Source organism: Nitrosospira sp. Is2, from assembly GCF_033095785.1.
In the GTDB taxonomy this organism is placed as follows: Bacteria; Pseudomonadota; Gammaproteobacteria; order Burkholderiales; family Nitrosomonadaceae; genus Nitrosospira.
Genome location: NZ_CP137134.1, coordinates 2,588,357 through 2,608,733 on the forward strand (window position 1 = coordinate 2,588,357; position 20,377 = coordinate 2,608,733).

The 20,377-nt window shown below is 54.1% G+C and carries 21 protein-coding genes; 10 read left to right on the forward strand and 11 right to left on the reverse strand.

Annotated features, from left to right (window positions below; genetic code table 11):
• Positions 1-2 precede the first annotated feature (2 nt).
• The 6 genes from rpsK to R5L00_RS11395 all read left to right on the forward strand — a co-directional run bounded on the left by rpsK (position 3) and on the right by R5L00_RS11395 (position 3,580).
• Positions 3-392 (forward strand): 30S ribosomal protein S11, encoded by a 390-nt coding sequence (gene rpsK, locus R5L00_RS11370; protein WP_091139116.1) that lies wholly within the window; start codon positions 3-5, stop codon positions 390-392.
• An 11-nt stretch (positions 393-403) separates the two neighbouring features.
• The gene (gene rpsD / locus R5L00_RS11375; RefSeq protein ID WP_317651771.1) at positions 404-1,030 is read left to right on the forward strand and encodes a 30S ribosomal protein S4; all 627 of its coding nucleotides are present in this window, start codon (positions 404-406) and stop codon (positions 1,028-1,030) included.
• A gap of 33 nt (positions 1,031-1,063) precedes the next feature.
• A complete protein-coding gene (locus R5L00_RS11380) occupies positions 1,064-2,068 on the forward strand; it encodes a DNA-directed RNA polymerase subunit alpha (protein ID WP_107694778.1) in 1,005 nt (334 codons plus the stop codon).
• Positions 2,055-2,453: a 50S ribosomal protein L17 gene (rplQ, locus tag R5L00_RS11385; protein WP_107694777.1), complete on the forward strand. Its 399-nt coding sequence runs from the start codon at positions 2,055-2,057 to the stop codon at positions 2,451-2,453. The genes R5L00_RS11380 and rplQ overlap by 14 nt, the downstream gene beginning before the upstream one ends.
• Before the next feature lie 204 nt (positions 2,454-2,657).
• On the forward strand, positions 2,658-2,984 hold the full coding sequence (locus R5L00_RS11390; RefSeq protein WP_317651774.1) for a hypothetical protein: 327 nt from the start codon (positions 2,658-2,660) through the stop codon (positions 2,982-2,984).
• A 245-nt stretch (positions 2,985-3,229) separates the two neighbouring features.
• Positions 3,230-3,580 (forward strand): hypothetical protein, encoded by a 351-nt coding sequence (locus R5L00_RS11395; protein WP_317651776.1) that lies wholly within the window; start codon positions 3,230-3,232, stop codon positions 3,578-3,580.
• 122 nt (positions 3,581-3,702) lie between these two features.
• Here R5L00_RS11395 and R5L00_RS11400 read toward each other — a convergent pair whose 3' ends face one another.
• Positions 3,703-4,773: an NAD(P)/FAD-dependent oxidoreductase gene (locus R5L00_RS11400; RefSeq protein ID WP_317651778.1), complete on the reverse strand. Its 1,071-nt coding sequence runs from the start codon at positions 4,771-4,773 to the stop codon at positions 3,703-3,705.
• Positions 4,774-5,047: 274 nt separating this feature from the next.
• On the reverse strand, positions 5,048-5,989 hold the full coding sequence (gene gluQRS / locus R5L00_RS11405) for a tRNA glutamyl-Q(34) synthetase GluQRS (protein ID WP_317651780.1): 942 nt from the start codon (positions 5,987-5,989) through the stop codon (positions 5,048-5,050).
• Positions 5,990-6,630: 641 nt separating this feature from the next.
• On the opposite strand from gluQRS, the gene R5L00_RS11410 reads away from it, so the two are divergent.
• The 3 genes from R5L00_RS11410 to R5L00_RS11420 all read left to right on the forward strand — a co-directional run bounded on the left by R5L00_RS11410 (position 6,631) and on the right by R5L00_RS11420 (position 9,759).
• Complete coding sequence (locus tag R5L00_RS11410) at positions 6,631-7,446, forward strand: methane monooxygenase/ammonia monooxygenase subunit C (RefSeq protein WP_317650648.1); 816 nt, start codon at positions 6,631-6,633, stop codon at positions 7,444-7,446.
• Between the two features lie 237 nt (positions 7,447-7,683).
• Positions 7,684-8,508, forward strand: a complete 825-nt coding sequence (locus R5L00_RS11415) for a methane monooxygenase/ammonia monooxygenase subunit A (RefSeq protein WP_107694664.1) — start codon at positions 7,684-7,686, stop codon at positions 8,506-8,508.
• Positions 8,509-9,759 (forward strand): methane monooxygenase/ammonia monooxygenase subunit B, encoded by a 1,251-nt coding sequence (locus tag R5L00_RS11420; protein ID WP_317651494.1) that lies wholly within the window; start codon positions 8,509-8,511, stop codon positions 9,757-9,759.
• A gap of 213 nt (positions 9,760-9,972) precedes the next feature.
• Here R5L00_RS11420 and R5L00_RS11425 read toward each other — a convergent pair whose 3' ends face one another.
• From R5L00_RS11425 to R5L00_RS11450, 6 genes are all read right to left on the reverse strand, one after another.
• Positions 9,973-11,520, reverse strand: coding sequence for a PLP-dependent aminotransferase family protein (locus tag R5L00_RS11425; protein WP_317651781.1), 1,548 nt, complete (start codon positions 11,518-11,520; stop codon positions 9,973-9,975).
• Positions 11,521-11,686: 166 nt separating this feature from the next.
• Positions 11,687-12,283: a NapC/NirT family cytochrome c gene (locus tag R5L00_RS11430; protein WP_107695110.1), complete on the reverse strand. Its 597-nt coding sequence runs from the start codon at positions 12,281-12,283 to the stop codon at positions 11,687-11,689.
• Positions 12,283-12,993 (reverse strand): cytochrome c-550 CycA, encoded by a 711-nt coding sequence (cycA, locus tag R5L00_RS11435; RefSeq protein WP_107695107.1) that lies wholly within the window; start codon positions 12,991-12,993, stop codon positions 12,283-12,285. The genes R5L00_RS11430 and cycA overlap by 1 nt, the downstream gene beginning before the upstream one ends.
• Positions 12,994-13,335: 342 nt before the next feature.
• Positions 13,336-14,436, reverse strand: coding sequence for a hydroxylamine oxidation protein HaoB (gene haoB, locus R5L00_RS11440; protein WP_317651783.1), 1,101 nt, complete (start codon positions 14,434-14,436; stop codon positions 13,336-13,338).
• Positions 14,437-14,442: 6 nt separating this feature from the next.
• Positions 14,443-16,155 carry a multiheme c-type cytochrome gene (locus R5L00_RS11445; protein WP_107695109.1) on the reverse strand — a complete coding sequence of 571 codons (1,713 nt, stop codon included), beginning with the start codon at positions 16,153-16,155 and terminating at the stop codon, positions 14,443-14,445.
• A gap of 265 nt (positions 16,156-16,420) precedes the next feature.
• Positions 16,421-17,170, reverse strand: coding sequence for a Nif3-like dinuclear metal center hexameric protein (locus R5L00_RS11450; RefSeq protein WP_317651786.1), 750 nt, complete (start codon positions 17,168-17,170; stop codon positions 16,421-16,423).
• A gap of 56 nt (positions 17,171-17,226) precedes the next feature.
• Between R5L00_RS11450 and R5L00_RS11455 the strand changes: the two genes are divergently transcribed.
• Positions 17,227-18,420, forward strand: coding sequence for a Do family serine endopeptidase (locus R5L00_RS11455; protein WP_317651787.1), 1,194 nt, complete (start codon positions 17,227-17,229; stop codon positions 18,418-18,420).
• 96 nt (positions 18,421-18,516) lie between these two features.
• Here R5L00_RS11455 and tatC read toward each other — a convergent pair whose 3' ends face one another.
• The 3 genes from tatC to tatA all read right to left on the reverse strand — a co-directional run bounded on the left by tatC (position 18,517) and on the right by tatA (position 20,372).
• Positions 18,517-19,299 (reverse strand): twin-arginine translocase subunit TatC, encoded by a 783-nt coding sequence (tatC, locus tag R5L00_RS11460; RefSeq protein ID WP_317651788.1) that lies wholly within the window; start codon positions 19,297-19,299, stop codon positions 18,517-18,519.
• Between the two features lie 327 nt (positions 19,300-19,626).
• A complete protein-coding gene (gene tatB / locus R5L00_RS11465) occupies positions 19,627-20,040 on the reverse strand; it encodes a Sec-independent protein translocase protein TatB (RefSeq protein WP_317651790.1) in 414 nt (137 codons plus the stop codon).
• 104 nt (positions 20,041-20,144) lie between these two features.
• Positions 20,145-20,372: a Sec-independent protein translocase subunit TatA gene (gene tatA / locus R5L00_RS11470; protein WP_317654172.1), complete on the reverse strand. Its 228-nt coding sequence runs from the start codon at positions 20,370-20,372 to the stop codon at positions 20,145-20,147.
• Between the last annotated feature and the right edge of the window lie 5 nt (positions 20,373-20,377).

The window sequence follows — 20,377 nt, forward strand, 5'->3', positions numbered from 1 at the left end:
CAATGGTAAAAGCAGCCACTCGGGTACGCAAAAAGGTCAAGAAGAACGTGGCGGAGGGTATTGCCCACGTTCATGCTTCGTTTAATAACACGGTTGTGACGATCACAGATCGTCAGGGCAACGCGTTGTCATGGGCAACTTCCGGTGGCGCCGGTTTTAAAGGGTCTCGTAAAAGCACGCCATTCGCCGCTCAGGTGGCGGCCGAGCAGGCAAGTAAGGTCGCGCAGGAATGTGGTGTGAAAAATTTGGAAGTGCGCATAAAGGGCCCGGGTCCTGGACGCGAGTCCGCAGTTCGGGCATTGAATGCGGCTGGCTTCAAAATTACCAGTATTTCGGATGTGACGCCCGTGCCTCACAACGGTTGTCGTCCACCTAAGAAACGTCGGATTTAAGGAGTAAGACTGTGGCAAGAAATCTTGATCCCAAATGTCGGCAATGCCGCCGGGAAGGCGAAAAATTATTCCTGAAGGGAGAGAAATGCTTTACCGACAAATGCGCGATAGAACGCAGGAACTATGCACCTGGCCAGCACGGGCAGAAAAGCGCGCGGTTGTCGGATTATGGAGTGCAGTTGCGTGAGAAGCAGAAACTGCGCCGTATCTACGGGATACTGGAACGCCAGTTCCACAATAACTATCAATTAGCGGACAAACAGCGCGGTATTACTGGTGAAAACTTACTGCAGTTGCTGGAGTGCCGCCTTGATACCGTCGCTTACCGTATGGGTTTTGGCGCATCGCGGTCCGAAGCACGTCAAATCGTGCGACATAACGGGATTCTGGTCAATAGCCGCAGGGTCAACATTCCATCCTATCAAGTCAAGCCCGGCGACGTGATAGAAGTTGCTGAAAAAGCAAAAAGTCATTTGCGGATAAAGGCGGCTGTTGAGGCAGCCGAACAGCGGAGCTTTCCCGACTGGATAGACATGGATGTCAAAGCGATGAAGGGTATATTTAAAACGAAACCGGAACGAGCCGACTTGCCATCGAGCATTAACGAATCTTTGGTAATCGAACTGTATTCCAAGTAATCAACGCCCAAGCCTTCCGCAAAAGGATCACCTATGCTAAGTAACACCTTTCTTACTCCGCGCATTATTGACGTCCAGAACGTTTCTCCGCTGCACGCCAAGATCACCATGGAGCCGTTTGAACGCGGCTATGGGCATACGCTGGGCAATGCTTTACGCCGGATCCTCCTGTCTTCCATGCCCGGTTTCGCCCCCACGGAAGTTCAGATCAGCGGTGTCGTGCACGAGTATTCGGCGCTGGATGGGGTGCAGGAGGATGTAGTCGATATCCTGCTTAACCTGAAGGGCATCGTGCTTAAACTGCATAATCGTCCGGATGCTATCCTGATACTCAAGAAGAAAGGAGAAGGTACGGTAACGGCGGGTGATATCGAAGTGTCGCATGATGTGGAGATCATCAATCCCGACCATGTTATCGCGCATCTCACCGCGGGTGGGAAGTTGGATATGCAAATCAAGGTCGAACAGGGCCGTGGTTATGTGCCTGGAACGGTCCGGCAATTGGCAAACGAAGGGCGCGCGATTGGCAGTATTTTACTGGATGCCTCCTTCAGTCCAGTACGGCGGGTGAGTTACGCCGTCGAAAGTGCACGCGTTGAGCAGCGTACCGATCTCGACAAGCTTATTATGGATATCGAGACGAACGGTGTGGTGGATCCCGAGGAGGCGATTCGTTATGCCGCAAAAGTACTTGTGGAGCAACTCTCCGTGTTTGCCGATCTAAAAGGGACGCCGTTGCCGGTGGAGCAGCCCAAGTTGCCACAGATTGATCCGGTATTACTGCGCCCGGTGGATGATCTTGAACTAACCGTGCGTTCCGCGAACTGCCTTAAAGCGGAGAACATTTATTATATAGGCGACCTGATTCAGCGCACGGAAACGGAGTTGCTGAAAACCCCAAACCTTGGGAGAAAATCGCTTAATGAAATCAAGGAAGTATTGGCCTCCCGCGGACTGACACTGGGAATGAAACTTGAAAGCTGGCCTCCTTCCACTCTGGATAAAGGTAAAAAGGAATCAAGCCATGCGGCACCATAACGGACTCAGAAAGCTAAATCGTTCCAGCAGTCATCGGCTGGCCATGCTGCGTAATATGACAAACTCATTGCTACAGCACGAAGTCATCAAAACGACGCTGCCAAAGGCCAAGGAGCTGCGGCGGGTGATTGAACCAATGATCACCCTTGGCAAAAAGCCATCCCTGGCGAATCGCCGCTTGGCATTCGACCGGCTACGTGATCGCGATATCGTCGGTAAGTTGTTCAATGAGCTCGGACCACGCTATCAAGCGCGGAACGGTGGGTATGTGCGTATTCTTAAATTCGGCTTCCGTAAAGGGGATAACGCGCCCATGGCATTGGTGGAATTGATGGATCGTCCTGAGCAAGCTGCTCCATCATCGACGGGTAAAACAAATACTTAGTGCTTTGCAGTTTATCGAAGTGAGAGAGCCGGGGGTCCCCCGGCTTTTTTATGCAGACAGGTTTATAATCGAGGTGCTGTAGGAACTCAATCATCGCATAAGCTCCCTTAACGCCTGGCAAGAAGCAGACCGTGTGTTTAGTTTCATTGAGGAACGGTGAATAGTAGACATTGAAGAAGATTAAATTCAAATGGAGCGATCCCGATGGATTTAGCAAGTTGGACTGACGCGGAACTTATGTCGGTGCATGGGGAACTGCACACGTGGTGTGTCAAGCGTAAAGCCCCCACATGGGGAAACCGCTTCTGGAGTTGGACAGGATATCTTGGCGCATTCGCGCTTCTTACGGGCCTCACCGACATGTTTTTTGGTGGTCCGACGCCGCACAACGCTGGCTTGACAGCTCTCGGGGTAATCGCCTGTTTCTCGTGGTACAAGGGCGACAAGCAGCGTAAAAAAAATAGCGACTTTCTGGAAAAACTGGAACAGGAACTTACGCGCCGCGGGCTTAAGTATAATCAAGGCGGTTAGTTCGAACAGCGCAACACTTTGACGAGTTGTCGTAGCGGACGCGCTACGGAGACGAGCGTTGCTGACTGCGTCTATGAAGAGACTACACTTAAGCAGCGTCCAAGCGAGCGATTCATCTCTGGCAAATATCAGTCCGTATGTTTTTGGACCCGGGAGAAAAAGTGCTAGCTGTTGATAGGCATGACGCTGAACTTTTCAGGTCCTTGGGTCAATTTATGTGGGTTCAGGGGGAACCGCTTCTTTTGATGTATGAAGTAGGGCATGAACTCTACACCTTGGAAGGTATCGATTTACCGGCGTTAAAACGTCTGGAAGCAGCCGGCCTGCTATGCCTCGATGCGGTTGGATATGTAAAAAAATGGTTTGGAAAACACACACGCCTGTTTTATTTCGGCAAACCGACAAAAATTCAATTTCCGCAGGACGCGAACAACCGGTTTGATCTCGGGCATGTTATCTTGACTGAAAAGGGGAAAACGCTAGCCCGCGTTTCCAACGCTGCGCGGAATCAGAAGTTCTACGAATATACAATCGAAATCTGGTTCCGCCAGGGGCTGGTCACGTCATCGATATTGCCGCCTGGCCGATCCATCTAAATCATACTGCTCCCGTAAATGGGGCTTCATTCAGGTCCGGGATTACTTTGTTCATTGCTGTCGGATTTCTCGCACAATCAGGAATTCTGCTCCTTGACACTGGAAATGCGTGTCCGCACTTCTCATGCGAAGTAGGTATCTATTCCCGTCAGTAGTAAATCATATTGTGCTTCCACTATTTCCTTGATCACCATTGCGGGAATACCACTCACCACATTCCCCTCCAGCGCCAACCATCCTACCGCGTCTGCTGGTCCCAGACTGACGACGTAACCTAAATCGCGGTGAAAATAAGGTTCAAGCAGTTTAAAAGTACCCGAGTTACGCAAAATATTCCTTGCTGCAAGCATTCCTTTGCGTACCGCGGATTGGGCGGTCATGGAATTGGAGCCAAATGAATTGTAGAAAGAACAATCGCCGGCGGTGAAGATATTCTGCAGGGGCTTCTGGTGAATCACAACCTGCCCAAAAACATTAGCCGAAAACGGCATCTTGAGCGTCTTGCCGAGGAACAGGAGCGAGATCACGGAAGGCAGGGCAAATTGCCGGCCCGTGTCCGGTTCGTCTAAGAGGATCTCATCTGCCAGTTGCTCGCGATAACGGGTATTGGGATAGAACTCGATATCCAGATCAGACATGCGCGCCTCGGTATGAGTCGAAAACCCGGCTGGAAACTGCTTGAGCACGCGCTCGTCTCCATGGATTAAGCGCAACTTGCATCCCGTGTGCTGCCTTCGGAGGAAATCGGCCATTTCGAATAAGAATTGAATCCCGGTGGCGCCTCCGCCAACCACCGAGATGAACCGCTCGCGCGTGTCGAGCTCACCGAGTCGTGATTCCAACAAGCGGGATCCAGGAGTGGAAAAGAAGTCGTACAAGTCCAAAACGTTCTGAGATTTAACCATTTCCGCAATAGGGGCGCCCGAAGCGATCAGCAAGTAATCAAATTCGAGTATCTCATCGTTAATAGTGATGAACCCATCATTCTGGCATTGTTGGAGTACGTCTTCTTCAGCAATGAATTCGGCGCGAATATGGCGGCAGCCAAAGCGGTCTTCTAATGTAGAAAAGGGAATCAAAAAGTCTTCCAAGGGATATCTAAACGTCTCGTGAAGATGGGTGATCTTGATGTGGTGTGTTGATGGGTCGACAATCGTAATACACGCATCTGGCATATGCCGCAACAAGGTCACTAACGCCGCGATGCCGGCATAGCCGCCACCCGCAATTATTATTTTGAGCCGCTTATGCCCAGGGATATAAAACGGCAGAAAAGGCACGATTCCTCCTTTGTGAATGCGGCGTGGTTCTATAGTCGGCCATTAATCCTCTCCGGCTCGGGACTTAACATAACCGCAGCTGCATGGTGCACACAACGCTGCGTTCTACCCAGATCATAACAATCGCTGGCAGCAGCGTACATGAATGTTTTGAAAGATGTGGTTTTGATTCCATGCCTTTGGATCGCTAAGGGGCCTGCAAGATTTTTCGAGGGATCCACTCTTGCTGCCAGTTCTCCATTGTCCACTTCCAAAATGACGCGATGTCACCGTCGATCAATTCCGAAGGAGGAGTCTGCCCCAGGAGCCGTAATACCATTATCAGTTGCGGGATAGGATTAGAAGCATTAATCGGTGCAGCACGGGTCTGTTTGCTTAATTTCTCACCCCTTGCATTCACCACAACCGGAAGATGAAAATAGTAAGGGGTTGGATAATCGAGCAATTGTTGCAGATAAATCTGGCGAGGAGTGGAATTCAGCAAATCTTCGCCGCGAACAACGTGAGTAACCCCTTGCTCCGCGTCGTCCACCACGACCGCAAATTGATAGGCGAAGATTCCGTCAGAGCGGCGCAGGACGAAATCGCCGATATCCTGTTGTAGCTGTTGGCGGACCCGGCCTTGCAATGCATCGGTGAATTCGATTGGCTTGCTATCAGTCCGGATTCGCCACGCTGCTGCCGGAGATATTCGGGGACGGGCGGGTTGTTGGCAAGTGCCCGGATACACCGGGCCTTCTATGCCTCTTATTGTTGAATCCAGAATTTCTTTCCGGCTACAGCTGCAGGGATAAATCAAATGCTTTCTTTCAAGTCTACCGAGGGCTGCCCGATAAGCTTCGCCACGCTCGCTTTGATAAACAACTGAACTATCCCATTCCATTCCCAGCGCTTCGAGTACTTTCAAGATATCTGCTGATGCGCCGGGAACCTCACGCAACGGATCCAGATTCTCTATCCTGAGCAGCCATTGGCCATTATGGATTCTTGCCTCGACATAACTTCCTACAGCAGCGACGAGGGAACCCAGATGTAGCGGCCCGGAGGGAGACGGAGCGAACCTCCCGCGATAAACAGGGCACATCGTTGGGGACAATCCGGAGCGGCGGTTAAGAGATGGATGGGACATTGCACTTAGTTCTAATTCATACGCAATTTGATTTGCTGAGTTGCCGCTTCTGTAGAGATGCGGTCCCGCGACCGCGGCTGCCAGAATGCAACTCTTTTTCCTAAAGCGATCATTTGAACGGACAGGCAAATGCACCAGTCGCAGTGAGTAACTGAAGCATTAAAAAACGCGAGCTAAAAAGTGCGGTGGTCAATTATCGCTCTTCCCAGGCGAAATAATTTCAATATAACCTTTTTTATAAAATGGATTCATACTAAAATAACTTCGCTCCTCAGGCAGGCCCTGAGTATAGCAATTTGCAGAAACCGGACGCGGCTGAGCCATTAGGCGCTCTTTTCGTCAGGGGATGCGGGGATATTGCTGAGTATTGTAGTGCTGACAAACTGCTTGACTTGGTTGATCTTCGCGGATAGTCTTTACAGGGTTGTGGGTATGTAAAGTATATGTAACATTGGTATTGATATTGGTATTTCAAGGGGTATTTCGGGGATATCAGTATTTTAGTGTTGTTAAATTGGTAATGGTTCAGTATTAGGAAAGAGGAAAGGGGAAGCGCCACAGCCCTGGGAGGAAGAAGGGGAAGGGGGCGCTTCCTGAGGAAGAAGTAGTACTCGATCATCAACGCAACAGGAGAAATTAAAATGGCAACAACCTATGAAACGTCGAGCACGGCGAAGTCGGGAGGACGCGATTACGACATGTCGCTGTGGTACGACTCAAGGTGGTACAAATTTGGGCTCATCACCATGCTGGCGGTGGCGATATTCTGGGTCTGGTATCAGCGGACCTTTGCCTATTCGCACGGGATGGACTCGATGGAACCCGAGTTTGAGAAAGTCTGGATGGGATTATGGCGCGTACACATGATCGTCATGCCGCTGTTTGCACTGGTTACCTGGGGCTGGATCTGGAAGACCCGCGACACCCAGGCACAACTGGACAATCTTGATCCGAAACTTGAAATCAAGCGTTACTTCTACTGGATGATGTGGCTGGGCGTCTACCTGTTTGGCGTTTACTGGGGCGGCAGCTTCTTCACCGAGCAAGACGCATCCTGGCACCAGGTCATCATTCGCGACACGAGCTTCACCCCGAGCCATGTGGTTGTATTCTACGGCTCCTTCCCGATGTACATCGTCTGCGGCGTGGCAAGCTACCTGTATGCCATGACCCGTCTGCCGCTGTACTCCCGCGGCACCTCGTTCCCGCTGGTCATGGCCATTGCTGGTCCGCTCATGATTCTGCCGAACGTAGGCCTGAACGAATGGGGCCATGCCTTCTGGTTCATGGAAGAACTCTTCAGCGCACCGCTGCATTGGGGCTTCGTGATTCTGGGCTGGGCAGGACTGTTTTCCGGTGGCATTGCAGCACAAATCATCACCCGCTACTCCAACCTGACCGATGTTGTCTGGAACGGACAGAGCAAAGTCATCCTCAACAACCGGATCGTACCTTAATCGGTTAAGAGGCTGATTGAAAGTCCTGCTGCGGCCGCCCCCCGCCCCGGAACACCGGGAGAGGAGCGGCCGCAGCGACAGCGGCCAGGCACTGGCAGGATCCTAGTGCCAGCGCTGCACGGGCAGCCAGAGACGAACGAAGGGGAAGGCACCCGGGTAGAGGCCGCAGGCAAGACAGCAGCACGGCAGCACAACATTCTGTTTAAAGATTTATAGATTATTTGAGGGGAGGGCGCGATGAGCAGAACAGATGAAATACTAAAGGCGGCCAAGATGCCGCCGGAAGCAGTAAAGATGTCCAGGATGATAGACGCGGTATATTTCCCGATTCTATGCATACTGCTGGTTGGAACCTACCACATGCACTTTATGCTGCTGGCAGGCGACTGGGACTTCTGGCTGGACTGGAAGGATCGTCAATGGTGGCCGGTGGTAACACCGATCGTGGGCATCACCTACTGTGCCGCCATCATGTACTACCTGTGGGTCAACTACAGACTGCCCTTTGGGGCCACGCTATGCATCGTCTGCCTGCTGGTTGGCGAATGGCTGACCCGCTACTGGGGCTTCTACTGGTGGTCACACTACCCCATCAACTTTGTATTCCCCTCCACCATGATACCTGGAGCGCTGGTCATGGACACCGTCTTGCTGCTCACGCGCAACTGGATGGTGACAGCCCTGATTGGCGGCGGCGCATTTGGTCTTTTGTTCTACCCGGGCAACTGGCCGATATTTGGCCCCACCCACCTGCCGCTCGTGGCTGAAGGCGTACTGCTGTCGTTAGCCGATTACACCGGCTTCCTGTATGTACGCACCGGCACGCCTGAGTACGTGCGCCTGATCGAACAAGGCTCGCTGCGAACGTTTGGCGGCCACACCACGGTTATTGCCGCATTCTTCTCCGCGTTCGTCTCCATGCTCATGTTCTGCGTGTGGTGGTATTTTGGCAAAGTCTACTGCACCGCCTTCTACTACGTAAAAGGCGCCCGTGGCCGCGTCAGCATGAAGAACGACGTCACCGCATTTGGCGAAGAAGGCTTTCCCGAGGGGATCAAATAAATGAACACAAAACACCTCATCAAACAGGGCGTATTGGGCCTGTGCGGCGCAGCCGCGCTGGCCATGGGCCTGATGCTCGACATCCAGCCTGCGGCAGCGCATGGTGAACGCTCGCAGGAGCCATTCCTGCGCATGCGTACCATCCAGTGGTACGACATGAAATGGCAGCCTGAGACCACCAAGGTCAACGATCTTGCATCCATGACCGGCAAATTCCACCTTGCCGAAGACTGGCCGCGGGCCGTTGGCAAACCTGGACGCGCCTTCTTCAACGTAGGCAGCCCCAGCCCGGTGTTCGTACGGCTTAGCACCAAGTTGAACGGTGAGCCGACCATGATCTCGGGTCCGCTTGAGATCGGCCGCGACTACGCGTTTGAAGCCAAACTCAAAGCGCGGATTCCGGGACGCCATCACATGCATGCCATGGTCAACATCAAGGATGCAGGCCCGATTGCAGGCCCTGCCGCCTGGATGAACATCACCGGCAGCTGGGATGACTTCACCAACCCGATCAAACTGCTGACGGGCGAGACCATTGACACCGAGACCTTCAACTTCAGCAACGGCATCTTCTGGCATTTGCTGTGGCTGGGTCTTGGCTGTTTCTGGATCGGCTACTACGTTGCGCGGCCCATGTTCCTGCCGCGTTCGCGCGTACTGCTGGCCTATGGCGACGAGCTTCTGCTCGATCCCATGGACAAGAAGATGGCGTGGATCATCCTCATCCTGACCTTTGGCATCGTATGGGGCGGGTATCGTTACACCGAGACCAAGCATCCCTACACCGTGCCGATCCAGGCGGGTGAGTCCAAGGTTCAGCCGTTGCCGGTGAAACCCAACCCCATCGCCATCAAAGTGACCCACGCCAACTATGACGTACCTGGGCGTGCACTGCGGGTGACGATGTCTGTGACCAACAGCGGGGATACGGCCTATCGCATCGGCGAGTTCACCACGGCGGGTGTGCGCTTCATCAACAAGGTGGGCCTGAAGCATCTGGACCGCAACTATCCGAAGGAACTGGTTGCCACCGGACTCTCGTTTGACAACGACGCCCCGCTCCAACCGGGCGAGACACGCGAAGTCAAGATGGAAGCGAAAGATGCGCTGTGGGAAGTACAACGGCTGATGGCGCTCCTGGGTGACCCGGAAAGCCGGTTTGGCGGATTGCTCATGACCTGGAACGATGCTGGCGATCGCAACATCAACAGCATAGCCGGTGCAGTCATACCGGTCTTCACCAAGCTCTAAGCAAACCTGAGGAACCTGTAGACGAAAGGTTCCTCAAAACACCGGTCCGCCGCCGTCAACAGACGGAAAGGTGGATCGGTGTTTTTTTTTGCTTATCTTCCATTAAACGGAGATGCACGATAGCCGGACGTTCCGAAAATCAGGGAAGAGGGAAGTGCACGGATTCAAGGTGCATGACGAGCCAACCGTTTCTACGCAGCTCGAGAATACGAGCTAATACCCGGTGTTTTTGTAGTGAAGGGACGAGGATAGCCCGGCGTGGGCGCCAAGTCCGGACCGGACGGATTCCACCGGAAGATCTGTAAAGGCGTGGGCGAGCCGCCTTATACCCGCTCGAATCTGGTATTCATTGAGCGACGAAAAACCTAGCACAACGGTACGTGTGCTATAACTGCCTTTTCCGAAATCGGACGTTGTTCCAGATCCGATCGAGTAAATCCCAACCCCTTGCCGCAACGCAAGGGTCTGAAGTTCGGATGCATCCGGATAATTGTGGGGTAGGTGCCACGCAAGATGTAAACCGCTTTCCAGCCCGGAAAGCTGAACTGGCCCGAAATGCTCGCGAAGAGCGTCTATGAGGCAGTCATGCCGCTTCGAGTAAATATTGCGCATGCGCCTCAGATGATTACCATACGCACCGCTTCGGATGAATTCTGCCATCGTCGCCTGATCCAGCCAAGCGTGGCCGTTGTTGAGCAATGCCTTGGCCGAACGTGCGGCGGGGATGAGTGCCTTAGGCACAACGAGATACCCCAGCCGAAGCCCGGCTCCCATGGATTTCGAAAAAGTCCCCAAATACATTACGCAACCGTGATCGTCAAGTCCCATCAGGGCCGTCAAAGGTGACCCCCGGTATCGAAAATCAGAGTCGTAATCATCCTCGATGATATAAGCCCCACAACGACGAGCCCAATCCAACAGCTTCAGGCGCCGCTCCATTGGCAAGGTGAACCCGAGAGGGTATTGGTGAGAAGGAGTGACATAGATGAGTGTCACCCCATCCTTCGGCAGCTGCTCAACATCCAAACCATCCTCATCAACAGGTATCGGAATCAATCTCGCATAATAGCTTTCGAAAAGAGAGGCGGCCCCTTGGTAGCAAGGATCCTCCGTAGCAACCAGTGTCCCGTCCTTTACCAGCAACCGCGCTGCCAGGTTAAGACCTTCCTGGGACCCCCCTGTAATAATGATCTGGTCAGCGGATACGCTGATTCCCCTGGCTATTCCAAGATGGTCGGCAATGACTTCTCGCAACTGCGGCAGTCCGCCAGGATCGCAGCACTCGGTAAAATGCGTAATCGTTGACGTGAACGTCCGGTTAATAAACCGGCGCCATATTTTAAGCGGGAATAAATCAAGATCAATCCGATCGGGATAGAAATCAAAGTCGAGGTGCTGCGTGTTTTTTTTTGCCGGCGTCGGACCCACAAAAGGAATCATCGGACGTTTCGCCGTCTCAGTATGAGTAGAAGCGGAAGTAGCTATTCTGCGGGTTGCGGCGAGGCAGGTTTCCGGCAGCTCCAGGTTTACGTACGTTCCGATCGCCTTTCGAGCCTGGAGGTAGCCTTCTGCTATCAGGCGATCATAGACAAGCAGTACCGTATTTCTGGAAATGCCGAGTTGTTCAGCCAGTACGCGGCTCGCTGGGACAAGCGTGCCCGGCTTTAGCCTTCCGCCAAGGATGAGATGGCGTAATTGTTCAAAGATTTGCCCTTGGAGTGACTGGCGACTGGCGTGATCAAGCTCAATTGGGATTGCCATATGCTTTCTTGGCGGCACATTTGTGCGCTGGATTGCGGTTTCAGATAAGCATCTGATTTTGGCTTATTTAGCGGGGTAACGTAAACCCGTCGCCGACGTTGATGCAACTGCTCCCCATCCGTCAAGGACGGACGGGGTTTACCTCATTATGTGCCGAAAATGCGACTTACTCCTCATCCTCGTCATCGTCCTCATCCTTTTTCTCGGGTTTGAGGACCATCTTGCCCTGCTTTTTGCTCTCGTTGAGGTCGGTCTCCGGGGCTTCCTTGTGCACCAGGTTCTGATGGCAGTCGATGCAGGTGGCGCCCTCGGTTTCCATCTTCTTGTGCGCAGCCTTGGCATCAGCTCCCGGGGGCTGGGGATTCTTGTGACATTCCCGGCAGGTGTTGCTGTCCCATTTCTTCAGGTTCATGCGCGCATCGTGCGCCATGATCAGCCTGCGCTCGTTGAATTTCTCCAGCGTGGAATAGTCGTTGGCAAATTCCAGGTACAGCTCGCGCGCACCGTCGACCACGTGCGTGGCCACGGCCAGGTGGAAGTTCTTGAAGCCCTGCGGGATGTGACAGTCCTTGCAGCCGGGGTTGGCGCCCAGTGCCCCATAGTGCGATGAATTCTTCAACTCATCATGAGGATAGGTCATGGAATGACAGCTGGTGCAGAATTCAGTGGTGGAGACGGCGGCCTCGCCGCCGAATACCACCGCCACCATCACAATCCCCAGCAGCGCGCCTGTGAGCAGGGAGCCGCCTGCCTTGATTCCCATCAGTCGTCTACCTCGGTCTTCTTGCCAACCTTGGCCTTGGACTGGAAGTCGTCATGGTACTTGAACTTGGGATCTCCCTCGAAGACGCCGTCCAGTTTGTAGTGCTCGTGCATGGCCTTGACGTCCTTTACGTATTTGTCAAAGTTGAAGGTGTATTTCTTGTCCACACCCGGGTGATAGGGGGTGTAGGGCTTCTTGACACCCTTCCAGGGCGAGCCTTCATAGTTCATGTGGCAGGCATTGCAGCTCTCTTCAAAGGCAAAGTCCTGTCCGGCATCGGCCAGCGATGAGCGCGGGGCGGTCTTCTTCGATTTCTCATAGGCCGCACCCGATTTGCGGTGCATGCCCCGGTACTTCGATCCCGGTCCATGGCACGATTCGCAGCCCACGCCGGTCAGGAACTTGTTGGGGTCATCAACCGTGTAGCCGCCTTCCTTGCCCCAGCCGTCAACATGGCAGCCTACGCAATCCTTGTCCTTGGTGTAATCCTTTTTAGGATCGAGCTTGGCCTTTTTCTTGGCCTCCTCCTTGGTGCCGGGCTTTAACGATTCCATGGCCTTGGCGTGCGCCGTGTCTCCCCAGGATTCAGCCTGGCTCTTGTGACAGGAACTGCATTTCTTGCGGCCCTCAAACGATTGCGCGGCCGCACTCCCGGATATCACCGCAAACAGGGCTGCGGCGGCAAGTGCGAATGTCATGCGATGGCTCATGATCTCTCCTTTTTTTCTTTCGAAGACAATTGTATCCGTTGGGTTTTATGAATCTTCTATTTTGACCATAACTGTATCTCCGGTTTATGCAAACGGGTAGCACCAGTACCATGACTCTTTCTGGTACCACTGGTACCGGCACTGCGGACCTTGGCAGTATCAGTACTCTACATTATAGGCGCTTACGGCCGTTGCATGGTCACGCTTCGAAGCGTTGCCTGAGACCCCCCGCAGCGGGGATCAGGCAGCGGAGAGGACGCCCAGACCGCGTTGCGGTCTGGCGTCTCATGTTTCTTTTAAATAAACCCGTCGCCTTCCATTACGCAGGAGCACGGCGGGAGATCAGGTGCCCTCGGCAGGAGCGGGGGCGGGAACCGGGGCAGGGGTTGAGGCAGGGGCAGGAGCAGCAGCAGGAGCAGCGGATGGGATCTGGTAGACCCAGTAGCCGCCCTGCTGGTAGATGAGCTGCACGGGTTTCAGGTCAAGCGGGGTGGAATTGGTGAAGGGGAGCATCTGGGCAATCAGGCTGTTGCTGTTCTTGTCCGTGCGCAGGAAGTAGCCCCGCACCATCTTGTCGGAGATCGATTGCAGGGTGTAGGTGGTGAAGTTGTTTTCCTGCATCCAGTTCTTGAGATAGCCGATCAGGCCGTGCATGTTGCCTTCCATGGGGAAGTTCTTGTAGGTGATGTCAAACTGGTCGGGCCGCATCAGCCCGAGCTTGTACAGGTCGGTGACGTGGAGCGCAATATAGGCTTCGCGCCCGCCTGCAAGTTCGCGCAGGATGGCAGCGCCCTGCTCGGGCTCTGCAAGGAGGGCGTCGGTGAAGCGCTCGAATTTGCGCCGCTCTTCCTCGGTTGCGGGTGCGCCCCAGAACTGGTCTTCGTATTTGCGGATGGATTCTTCACGGTTGCGCCAGGGGGTGGGAATGATCAGGGGCTGCCCCACATGGGTGGTGAAGAGGGTGTCGCGCCCGGCCAGGAGCTTGATCTGGCGCGAGGTGTCCCACCAGCCGAGGATCAGTGCGTCCTTGGCTGCGTATTTGTCGATGGCGGCAGCCAGGGTGGTCAGTTCACCGAGTTTGCCGTCAACGGAGGCAACGAGTTCGCTGGTGTGGTTCTCCCAGTCGATGCGCACGGGCGGTGTCTGGCCGCGCCGGGCGGTGTGGCCAGAGGCCAGGGGCTTTTCGATCTCCTCGGCAAAGACTTCGTATTTGGCGATGGTGAGATCGGGCCAGGGTTCAAGTCCGAGCTTGCTGAATTTGTCCACGCTGCCTTCTTCCACCAGCTGGTAGCGGTAGGGTGCGGGGCCGGGGTTGAACCAGAGCCAGGCAAACCAGGCGAGCAAAAGAATTCCTCCCGCCACCAGGAGGATGCCCAGTGAGGGGAGGAGTCGGTTGTTGCGCCGCGCCGGGGTGAGGGCGCGGCTGGTAGTTGCAGATGTCAAGCTGGATTAGCGCTCGCTTCTTTCGCGCCGGCGCCAGCCTGCCAGCGCCAGGGTGCCCGCAAGCAGCATGCCGCCGCCAAGACCGCCCAGGGAGATCTTGTCATCCTTGCTGTTCAAGTCCAGAAGACCCGCACGGCGACCCGATTCCATCTTGGCTACCCGGGCCTGCAGGGCTGCCATTTCGCGTATCTTGGTGTTCTCGTCCATGATTTCGACGTAGGCGCGGTTCATGGGACCCCAGCCTTCGGTATAGGTCCAGCCGCCCGGGTTGACGTGCGCCAGTCCTACGTGAAGCTTGGGCAGGTCGTTCTCTCCCATTTCCAGCGCTTTCAGTTCGATGGCCGCAGGGTTGTTGTCCTTGGACCAGTAGAGCTGAGTGAAGCCGGCAAACATTTCTTTGTCAGGCGGCAGCGGCAACGGACGGTTGGTCTTCTGTCCGGTCAGCATGCCTTCCTTGTAGAGCTTCTCGGCGACTTCGTGCGCTTCCTTGTATTTGGCTAGGCCGTGCAAGGTGCCTTTGTCCATGAATTCAAGATAGGAGCGGGCAAAGCGCTCGGAATGGCAGGAGGTGCAGGTCTTGACCCAGGAGTCAAGGCGCGCTTCCGACCATTCGCTGGTGATGTTCTCGGCGATGCCAGGAACAGCCGGGTAGTTGGCCCAGCGGATCTTGCGAACCACGTTGTGGCTGTATTTGCCTTCGTATTCAAAGTGGCAGCCAGCACAGGTCGGGGCAGTCTGACCGCCTTTGCTGTAGGCGTCCTTCAGCGGTGCACTCCAGTTCCACTTGTCGCCCATCATCGAGACGATCTTGCCGTGCTTGCTCATGGAGTAGGCTTCCCAGTTGTTGTGGTCAACCCCGCTGTGGCAGGTGGCACAAGCTTCCGGTTTGCGTGATTCGGCCGCTGAGAATTCGTGACGGGTGTGGCAGGAGTCGCACTTGTTCTGGTTGGTGTGGCACATGCTGCAGCCTTCGGCTATCTCACGCTGGGGCATGGCGGCAAACACGGCAACTTCTACGTTGGCTTTCCAATCCAGTGCGTGCGAGGGACGTCCCTGCGGCCATTGGTTGTTCGGCCAGATCAAGGTGTCGCGCTCGGATTCGCGTTCGGCAAATTCGGCCAGGTGACACACGCCGCATACGTCCGCCGTGGGCATGCGCAGGTCTTTCATGTGGTCGGCCTTGCCCTTGGCGTTGATGTCAACGTGGCAGTCGATGCAGCCTACTTCCTTGAGCTTCTCGTTGGCGCCCAGCCGGTTCATCGAGCGAAGGTTCTTCTCGACTTCTTCCAGCTTGGCTTTCTTGTAGAAGGTGGGGTCTTCAGGCTTTAAGTTCCTGACCTTGTCCAGATTGGCGTGCGTGCTCTTCTTCCAGGCGCTCACCCATACCGGCGATTCGTCTGTGTGGCATTTGACGCATTCGTCCCGACCCGCCACTTCTTTCATGGAGGTCGGCGGCTTGTAGAACGAGGCCGGGTCAAAATACATGCTCATCGGAATCGGCTCCCAGTATTTGGCAAGGGTCCCGCGTCCAGCACCTTGCGCAGGATCCTTGTAGCGCTTGACCAGCGCTTCATGCAATTCCTTGGGCGAGGCCGATTGCTCCAGATTCAGCGCTTTGTATGTCTCTTTGGGTACGCTGGGAAAGTTAGCCCATGCAGTCGCGCTCAACAGCGCTCCACATGCCAGCGTAACCACCCTCAGCCAAGGCTTCGATGCCATCTCTTCTCTCCTATCTTCCGTAGTAATTTTTTGTCAGATATTAAAACTAACTCGCGGGTCAGAAAACCCGGCCACCTACAACAACACGGCAAAGTAACACGACCTCGAACATCCGCGGGCCGCTCTGCTTCTCGTTTCCTGACCAACATGCTCTTTTATAATTTTTATATAACCACACTGTATCGCTGGTTTATGTAAACCGGTAGCACCAGTATCAAGACTCTTGCTGGTACCACCCGCGGGCTTCAGCCGTTCCTTGAATATCTCATACCGGACTATCGATATCGATAAACTGGTGAGCAATTCCAAATTTTTGCGATATATGCTCGCCTAACGCCTGAACCCCGTACCGCTCGGTAGCGTGATGGCCGGCCGAGATAAATGCCACACCCGATTCACGGGCTGTATGGACGGTCCTCTCGGAAATTTCCCCGGTGACAAACGCGTCCACACCCAGTTGGATCGCTTCTTCAAAATAACTTTGAGCGGCGCCGGTGCACCAGGCCATCCGCTGTACTGGCTTCGCCTCATTCCCGATTACCAGAGGCTTCCTGCCCAGCGTGCGTTCAATGGTTACTTGCAGAGCTTTCAAATTCAACGCTCCTGACTGAAGGGTTCCAAGCATTGCAATGTTTTGCTCGCCAAAACGGCCTGTTTCAACGAAGCCCAGCCGATGGGCCAGCTGGATGTTATTGCCGAATTCGGGGTGGGCATCGAGCGGCAAGTGATAGGAAAGCAAGCCCATGTTGTGCTTCACTAGAAAAGCGATACGGCGGCGCTTCATTCCAATCAGGCACGGGTCTTCGCCACGCCAAAAATAACCATGGTGGACAAGAATGACGTCGGCATTAACGGCCACTGCGGCTTCCAAGAGCTCAAGCGAGGCTGTAACACCGCTTACAAGACAGCGCACCTCATTTCTTCCTTCCACTTGCAACCCATTTGGGCAATAATCATGAAAGCGGGCGGTATTCAGTAGTTGATTCAAATAGATTTCGAGTTCGTTCAATCGCATCAGAATTCACCTGTCATTACTGAAAACCATTTAGAATCGAAATCAATATCCATTAAATGCGCAAACTCTGGCTGATTTTCGCACAAACGACCACAGTAGTCCTGGCAGCGCTGTTCGTTGTCTCGACGCTGCGACCCGAACTGCTCCCGTGGAAGTCGCCTACCGGTGCAACCATGGTCACCATAAAAGAAGCGGTCACTCCCGCGCCGATATCGGATGCGATTCCCAAATCCGGCAGTTTTAGCGCGGCCGCGCAAAAAGCCATGCCATCGGTCGTAAACGTTTTTACCAGCAAGGAAATCAAAGTATCTTCCCATCCGTTGATGGAAGATCCCGTGTTCCGGCGCTTCTTCGGTGACCGCTTCGAATCGCAGAGCCGGCGAGCATCGAGCCTTGGCTCCGGCGTGATTGTGAGTCCAGAAGGTTACATTCTTACCAACCACCATGTTATAGAAGCCGCGGATGAAATCAAGATTGCGCTTTCTGATGGAAGAGAGGCTAAAGCACGGGTTATCGGATCCGATCCCGAGACCGATCTAGCAGTGGTAAAGGTCGATATGCAATCCCTGCCAACGATGACCTTCGGCCAGTCCGATAATGCCCAGGTAGGCGATATCGTGCTCGCCATGGGCAATCCCTTCGGCGTGGGTCAGACGGTAACCATGGGGATTATCAGTGCGCTAGGGCGGACTCATCTGGGCATCAATACGTTTGAAAATTTCATTCAGACCGATGCTGCCATCAACCCTGGCAATTCCGGCGGTGCGCTGGTGGACGTCTCGGGTAATCTGATCGGCATAAATACCGCGATTGTATCCCGCACCGGCGGATCGCTCGGTATCGGGTTTGCGATCACCACCAGTGTTGCCAAGCAGATCATGGAGCAAATTATTCAAACAGGCGGCGTTGTCCGCGGATGGATTGGAGTAGAAGTTCAAGACCTGACGCCAGAACTGGCGGAATCTTTCAAACGTCCCAACACGAACGGTGCCCTGATCGCGGGGGTACTTAAGGGCGGGCCTGCCGACCAAGCCGGCGTGAAGCCGGGGGATATCATCGTGGCGGTAGACGGCAAGCCCGTCATAGACTCGTCCGGCATGCTTAATTTGATTGCGGCATTGGAGCCGGGAAAAGCGGCGACCATTACAGTTGTTCGCAACCAGGCGGAAAAACCAATCAAGATCAACGTTGGCAAGCGTCCCAAGCCGGCACCTCAAGACCAGTATATGGATCCGGATGCCATGGAATGATCCTCTGATCGCCTGACTAAATTCATCCTTAAAAAACCGAGCAGACCTGTGTAGTCGCAGGTCTGACGGAACCAGCTCTCGCTCCTCTCTCCAGCTTCACTTCTCCAGTTCGTGCTCCGCATCCTTCTCATGCGCCGGTGGAGAAACCGGCGATCTTTCCCGATTGTCGGATTTCTGCAGAACACTGGCAACCAGTATTCCAGCTTCATAAAGCAGATAAAGCGGAACCGCCAGCATGAATTGTGAAACCACATCCGGGGGGGTGAATATCGCGCCAATTACGAATGCGCCAACCAGAACATAGGAACGTACCTCCTTCAGTTTTTCAATCGATACAATATCCACTCGCACCAGTATTACAACCAATATCGGTACCTCGAAGGTGATGCCGAAGGCGATGAACATCGTTAGTACGAAGTCGAGATACCTGCCGATATCGGTCATGACTGCAACACCCTGGGGAGCAAAATGGGTGATAAACTCAAATACTAGGGGCAGGGCGGCAAAGTATGCGAACGACATGCCACAAAAAAACAGTACACTGCTGGCGAGCACCAGCGGCAGTACAAGACGTTTTTCATGCGAATACAATCCCGGAGCGACAAAAGCCCAGATTTGATAGAGGGTGTGCGGCAGAGTAATCACGAAAGCGACCATCATCGCGACTTTCATGGGCACGAAAAATGGGGTGACCACTTCGGTTGCGATCATCTGTCCCCCTTCCGGCAGTTTTTCCAGTAGAGGCTGCGCCAATAAAGAATAGAGTTCCCGTGCATAATAGGCACAGGGAAGAAATCCCAGCAGGATTCCAGCGCACACGCGAATCAATCTGGCGCGGAGTTCGACCAGATGCGAAATGAATGTCTCGTCGGTACTCATGTTGTCAACGCAGCCGGGAAGTGGAGCGGCTGTTATACCGGGTTACGTTATCGAAGTATAGGTTATGGCTGGGCAAACGGTATCCGAATAGCTCTCCTCGGGCGTAGCGGTGCTGGAACGGGGGCGGGGACGGCAAGACATACCAGCCGTTTTTGTGAACGCAGCCGTTCGTAAGGAAGGTGCGCATTCCCTGGCAGTTTCCAGGCTTGTATATTCAGCTGATATGCAGCGCTATGATTTTTTGTGTGCGCCTTGGTTTCCCGGAGCGGAGAGCAATCCACAGAGCGCTTACTGAGAGTTTTCCGGATCAAGCGCCGCTCATGCGCATTATGGTTGTGTCGAGTCTGGCTTAGACTGAATCGATTCGGTAATCTGCTGAACCGGCGCGGCGGGAGAATCTGGTTCGGGGGTCGGCTCCACTTTGGCTCCATGCGGCGGTTCAAAAGCGGCATTCACGGACCGTTGCGGCGTCACCTGGATTGCTTCCTGAAACTGACCGATTTCTGATCGTACGGTACTTTCCACTGTGTGCGCCGCGCCTTCCACCGAATTTTGCCACTTTTTAAGTTCCTCCAGTTCCATCTCGCGCTGGATATCATGTTTGACATCATTAGCATACCGTTGCGCTCGCCCCAATAGATGGCCTAGCGTACGGGCCACTTTAGGAAGCCGTTCCGGACCCAGCACAATCAGCGCCACTGCCGCTATAACGAGAATTTCAGAGAAACTGATGTCGAACATTTCGTATAGGGGGCACGATAGGGAATGCATCGAAATGGGCCGGATATCGGCGCGTCATTAGCGCTTCGACGCCGTTGCGGGCATTCTGCCTAGCCCAAGGAAGTTCAGGATCTGGTCTGGGTCGTGTCCTTGGCATCTACATCGGTAATTCGAGACTCGGTTGGCTTGTTTGCAGACGTTATCTCTTCTTCGTCCGCGCTCTTGATTCCCTCCTTGAAACCTTTGACCGCGCCGCCCAGATCGCCCCCGAGGTTCCGAAGTTTCTTGGTCCCAAATACCAGCACAACGATCAGCAGAACCACAAGCCAATGCCAGATACTGAATGATCCCATCATTT

Excerpts from the sequence above, each read along its gene's own strand:
- rpsK (WP_091139116.1), top strand. The coding sequence starts at position 3 with ATGGTAAAAGCAGCCACTCGGGTACGCAAAAAGGTCAAGAAGAACGTG.
- R5L00_RS11380 (WP_107694778.1), top strand. The coding sequence starts at position 1,064 with ATGCTAAGTAACACCTTTCTTACTCCGCGCATTATTGACGTCCAGAAC.
- rplQ (WP_107694777.1), top strand. The coding sequence starts at position 2,055 with ATGCGGCACCATAACGGACTCAGAAAGCTAAATCGTTCCAGCAGTCAT.
- R5L00_RS11390 (WP_317651774.1), top strand. The coding sequence starts at position 2,658 with ATGGATTTAGCAAGTTGGACTGACGCGGAACTTATGTCGGTGCATGGG.
- R5L00_RS11395 (WP_317651776.1), top strand. The coding sequence starts at position 3,230 with ATGTATGAAGTAGGGCATGAACTCTACACCTTGGAAGGTATCGATTTA.
- gluQRS (WP_317651780.1), bottom strand. The coding sequence starts at position 5,989 with ATGTCCCATCCATCTCTTAACCGCCGCTCCGGATTGTCCCCAACGATG.
- R5L00_RS11410 (WP_317650648.1), top strand. The coding sequence starts at position 6,631 with ATGGCAACAACCTATGAAACGTCGAGCACGGCGAAGTCGGGAGGACGC.
- R5L00_RS11415 (WP_107694664.1), top strand. The coding sequence starts at position 7,684 with ATGAGCAGAACAGATGAAATACTAAAGGCGGCCAAGATGCCGCCGGAA.
- R5L00_RS11420 (WP_317651494.1), top strand. The coding sequence starts at position 8,509 with ATGAACACAAAACACCTCATCAAACAGGGCGTATTGGGCCTGTGCGGC.
- R5L00_RS11425 (WP_317651781.1), bottom strand. The coding sequence starts at position 11,520 with ATGGCAATCCCAATTGAGCTTGATCACGCCAGTCGCCAGTCACTCCAA.
- R5L00_RS11430 (WP_107695110.1), bottom strand. The coding sequence starts at position 12,283 with ATGGGAATCAAGGCAGGCGGCTCCCTGCTCACAGGCGCGCTGCTGGGG.
- cycA (WP_107695107.1), bottom strand. The coding sequence starts at position 12,993 with ATGAGCCATCGCATGACATTCGCACTTGCCGCCGCAGCCCTGTTTGCG.
- R5L00_RS11445 (WP_107695109.1), bottom strand. The coding sequence starts at position 16,155 with ATGGCATCGAAGCCTTGGCTGAGGGTGGTTACGCTGGCATGTGGAGCG.
- R5L00_RS11450 (WP_317651786.1), bottom strand. The coding sequence starts at position 17,170 with ATGCGATTGAACGAACTCGAAATCTATTTGAATCAACTACTGAATACC.
- R5L00_RS11455 (WP_317651787.1), top strand. The coding sequence starts at position 17,227 with ATGCGCAAACTCTGGCTGATTTTCGCACAAACGACCACAGTAGTCCTG.
- tatC (WP_317651788.1), bottom strand. The coding sequence starts at position 19,299 with ATGAGTACCGACGAGACATTCATTTCGCATCTGGTCGAACTCCGCGCC.
- tatB (WP_317651790.1), bottom strand. The coding sequence starts at position 20,040 with ATGTTCGACATCAGTTTCTCTGAAATTCTCGTTATAGCGGCAGTGGCG.
- tatA (WP_317654172.1), bottom strand. The coding sequence starts at position 20,372 with ATGGGATCATTCAGTATCTGGCATTGGCTTGTGGTTCTGCTGATCGTT.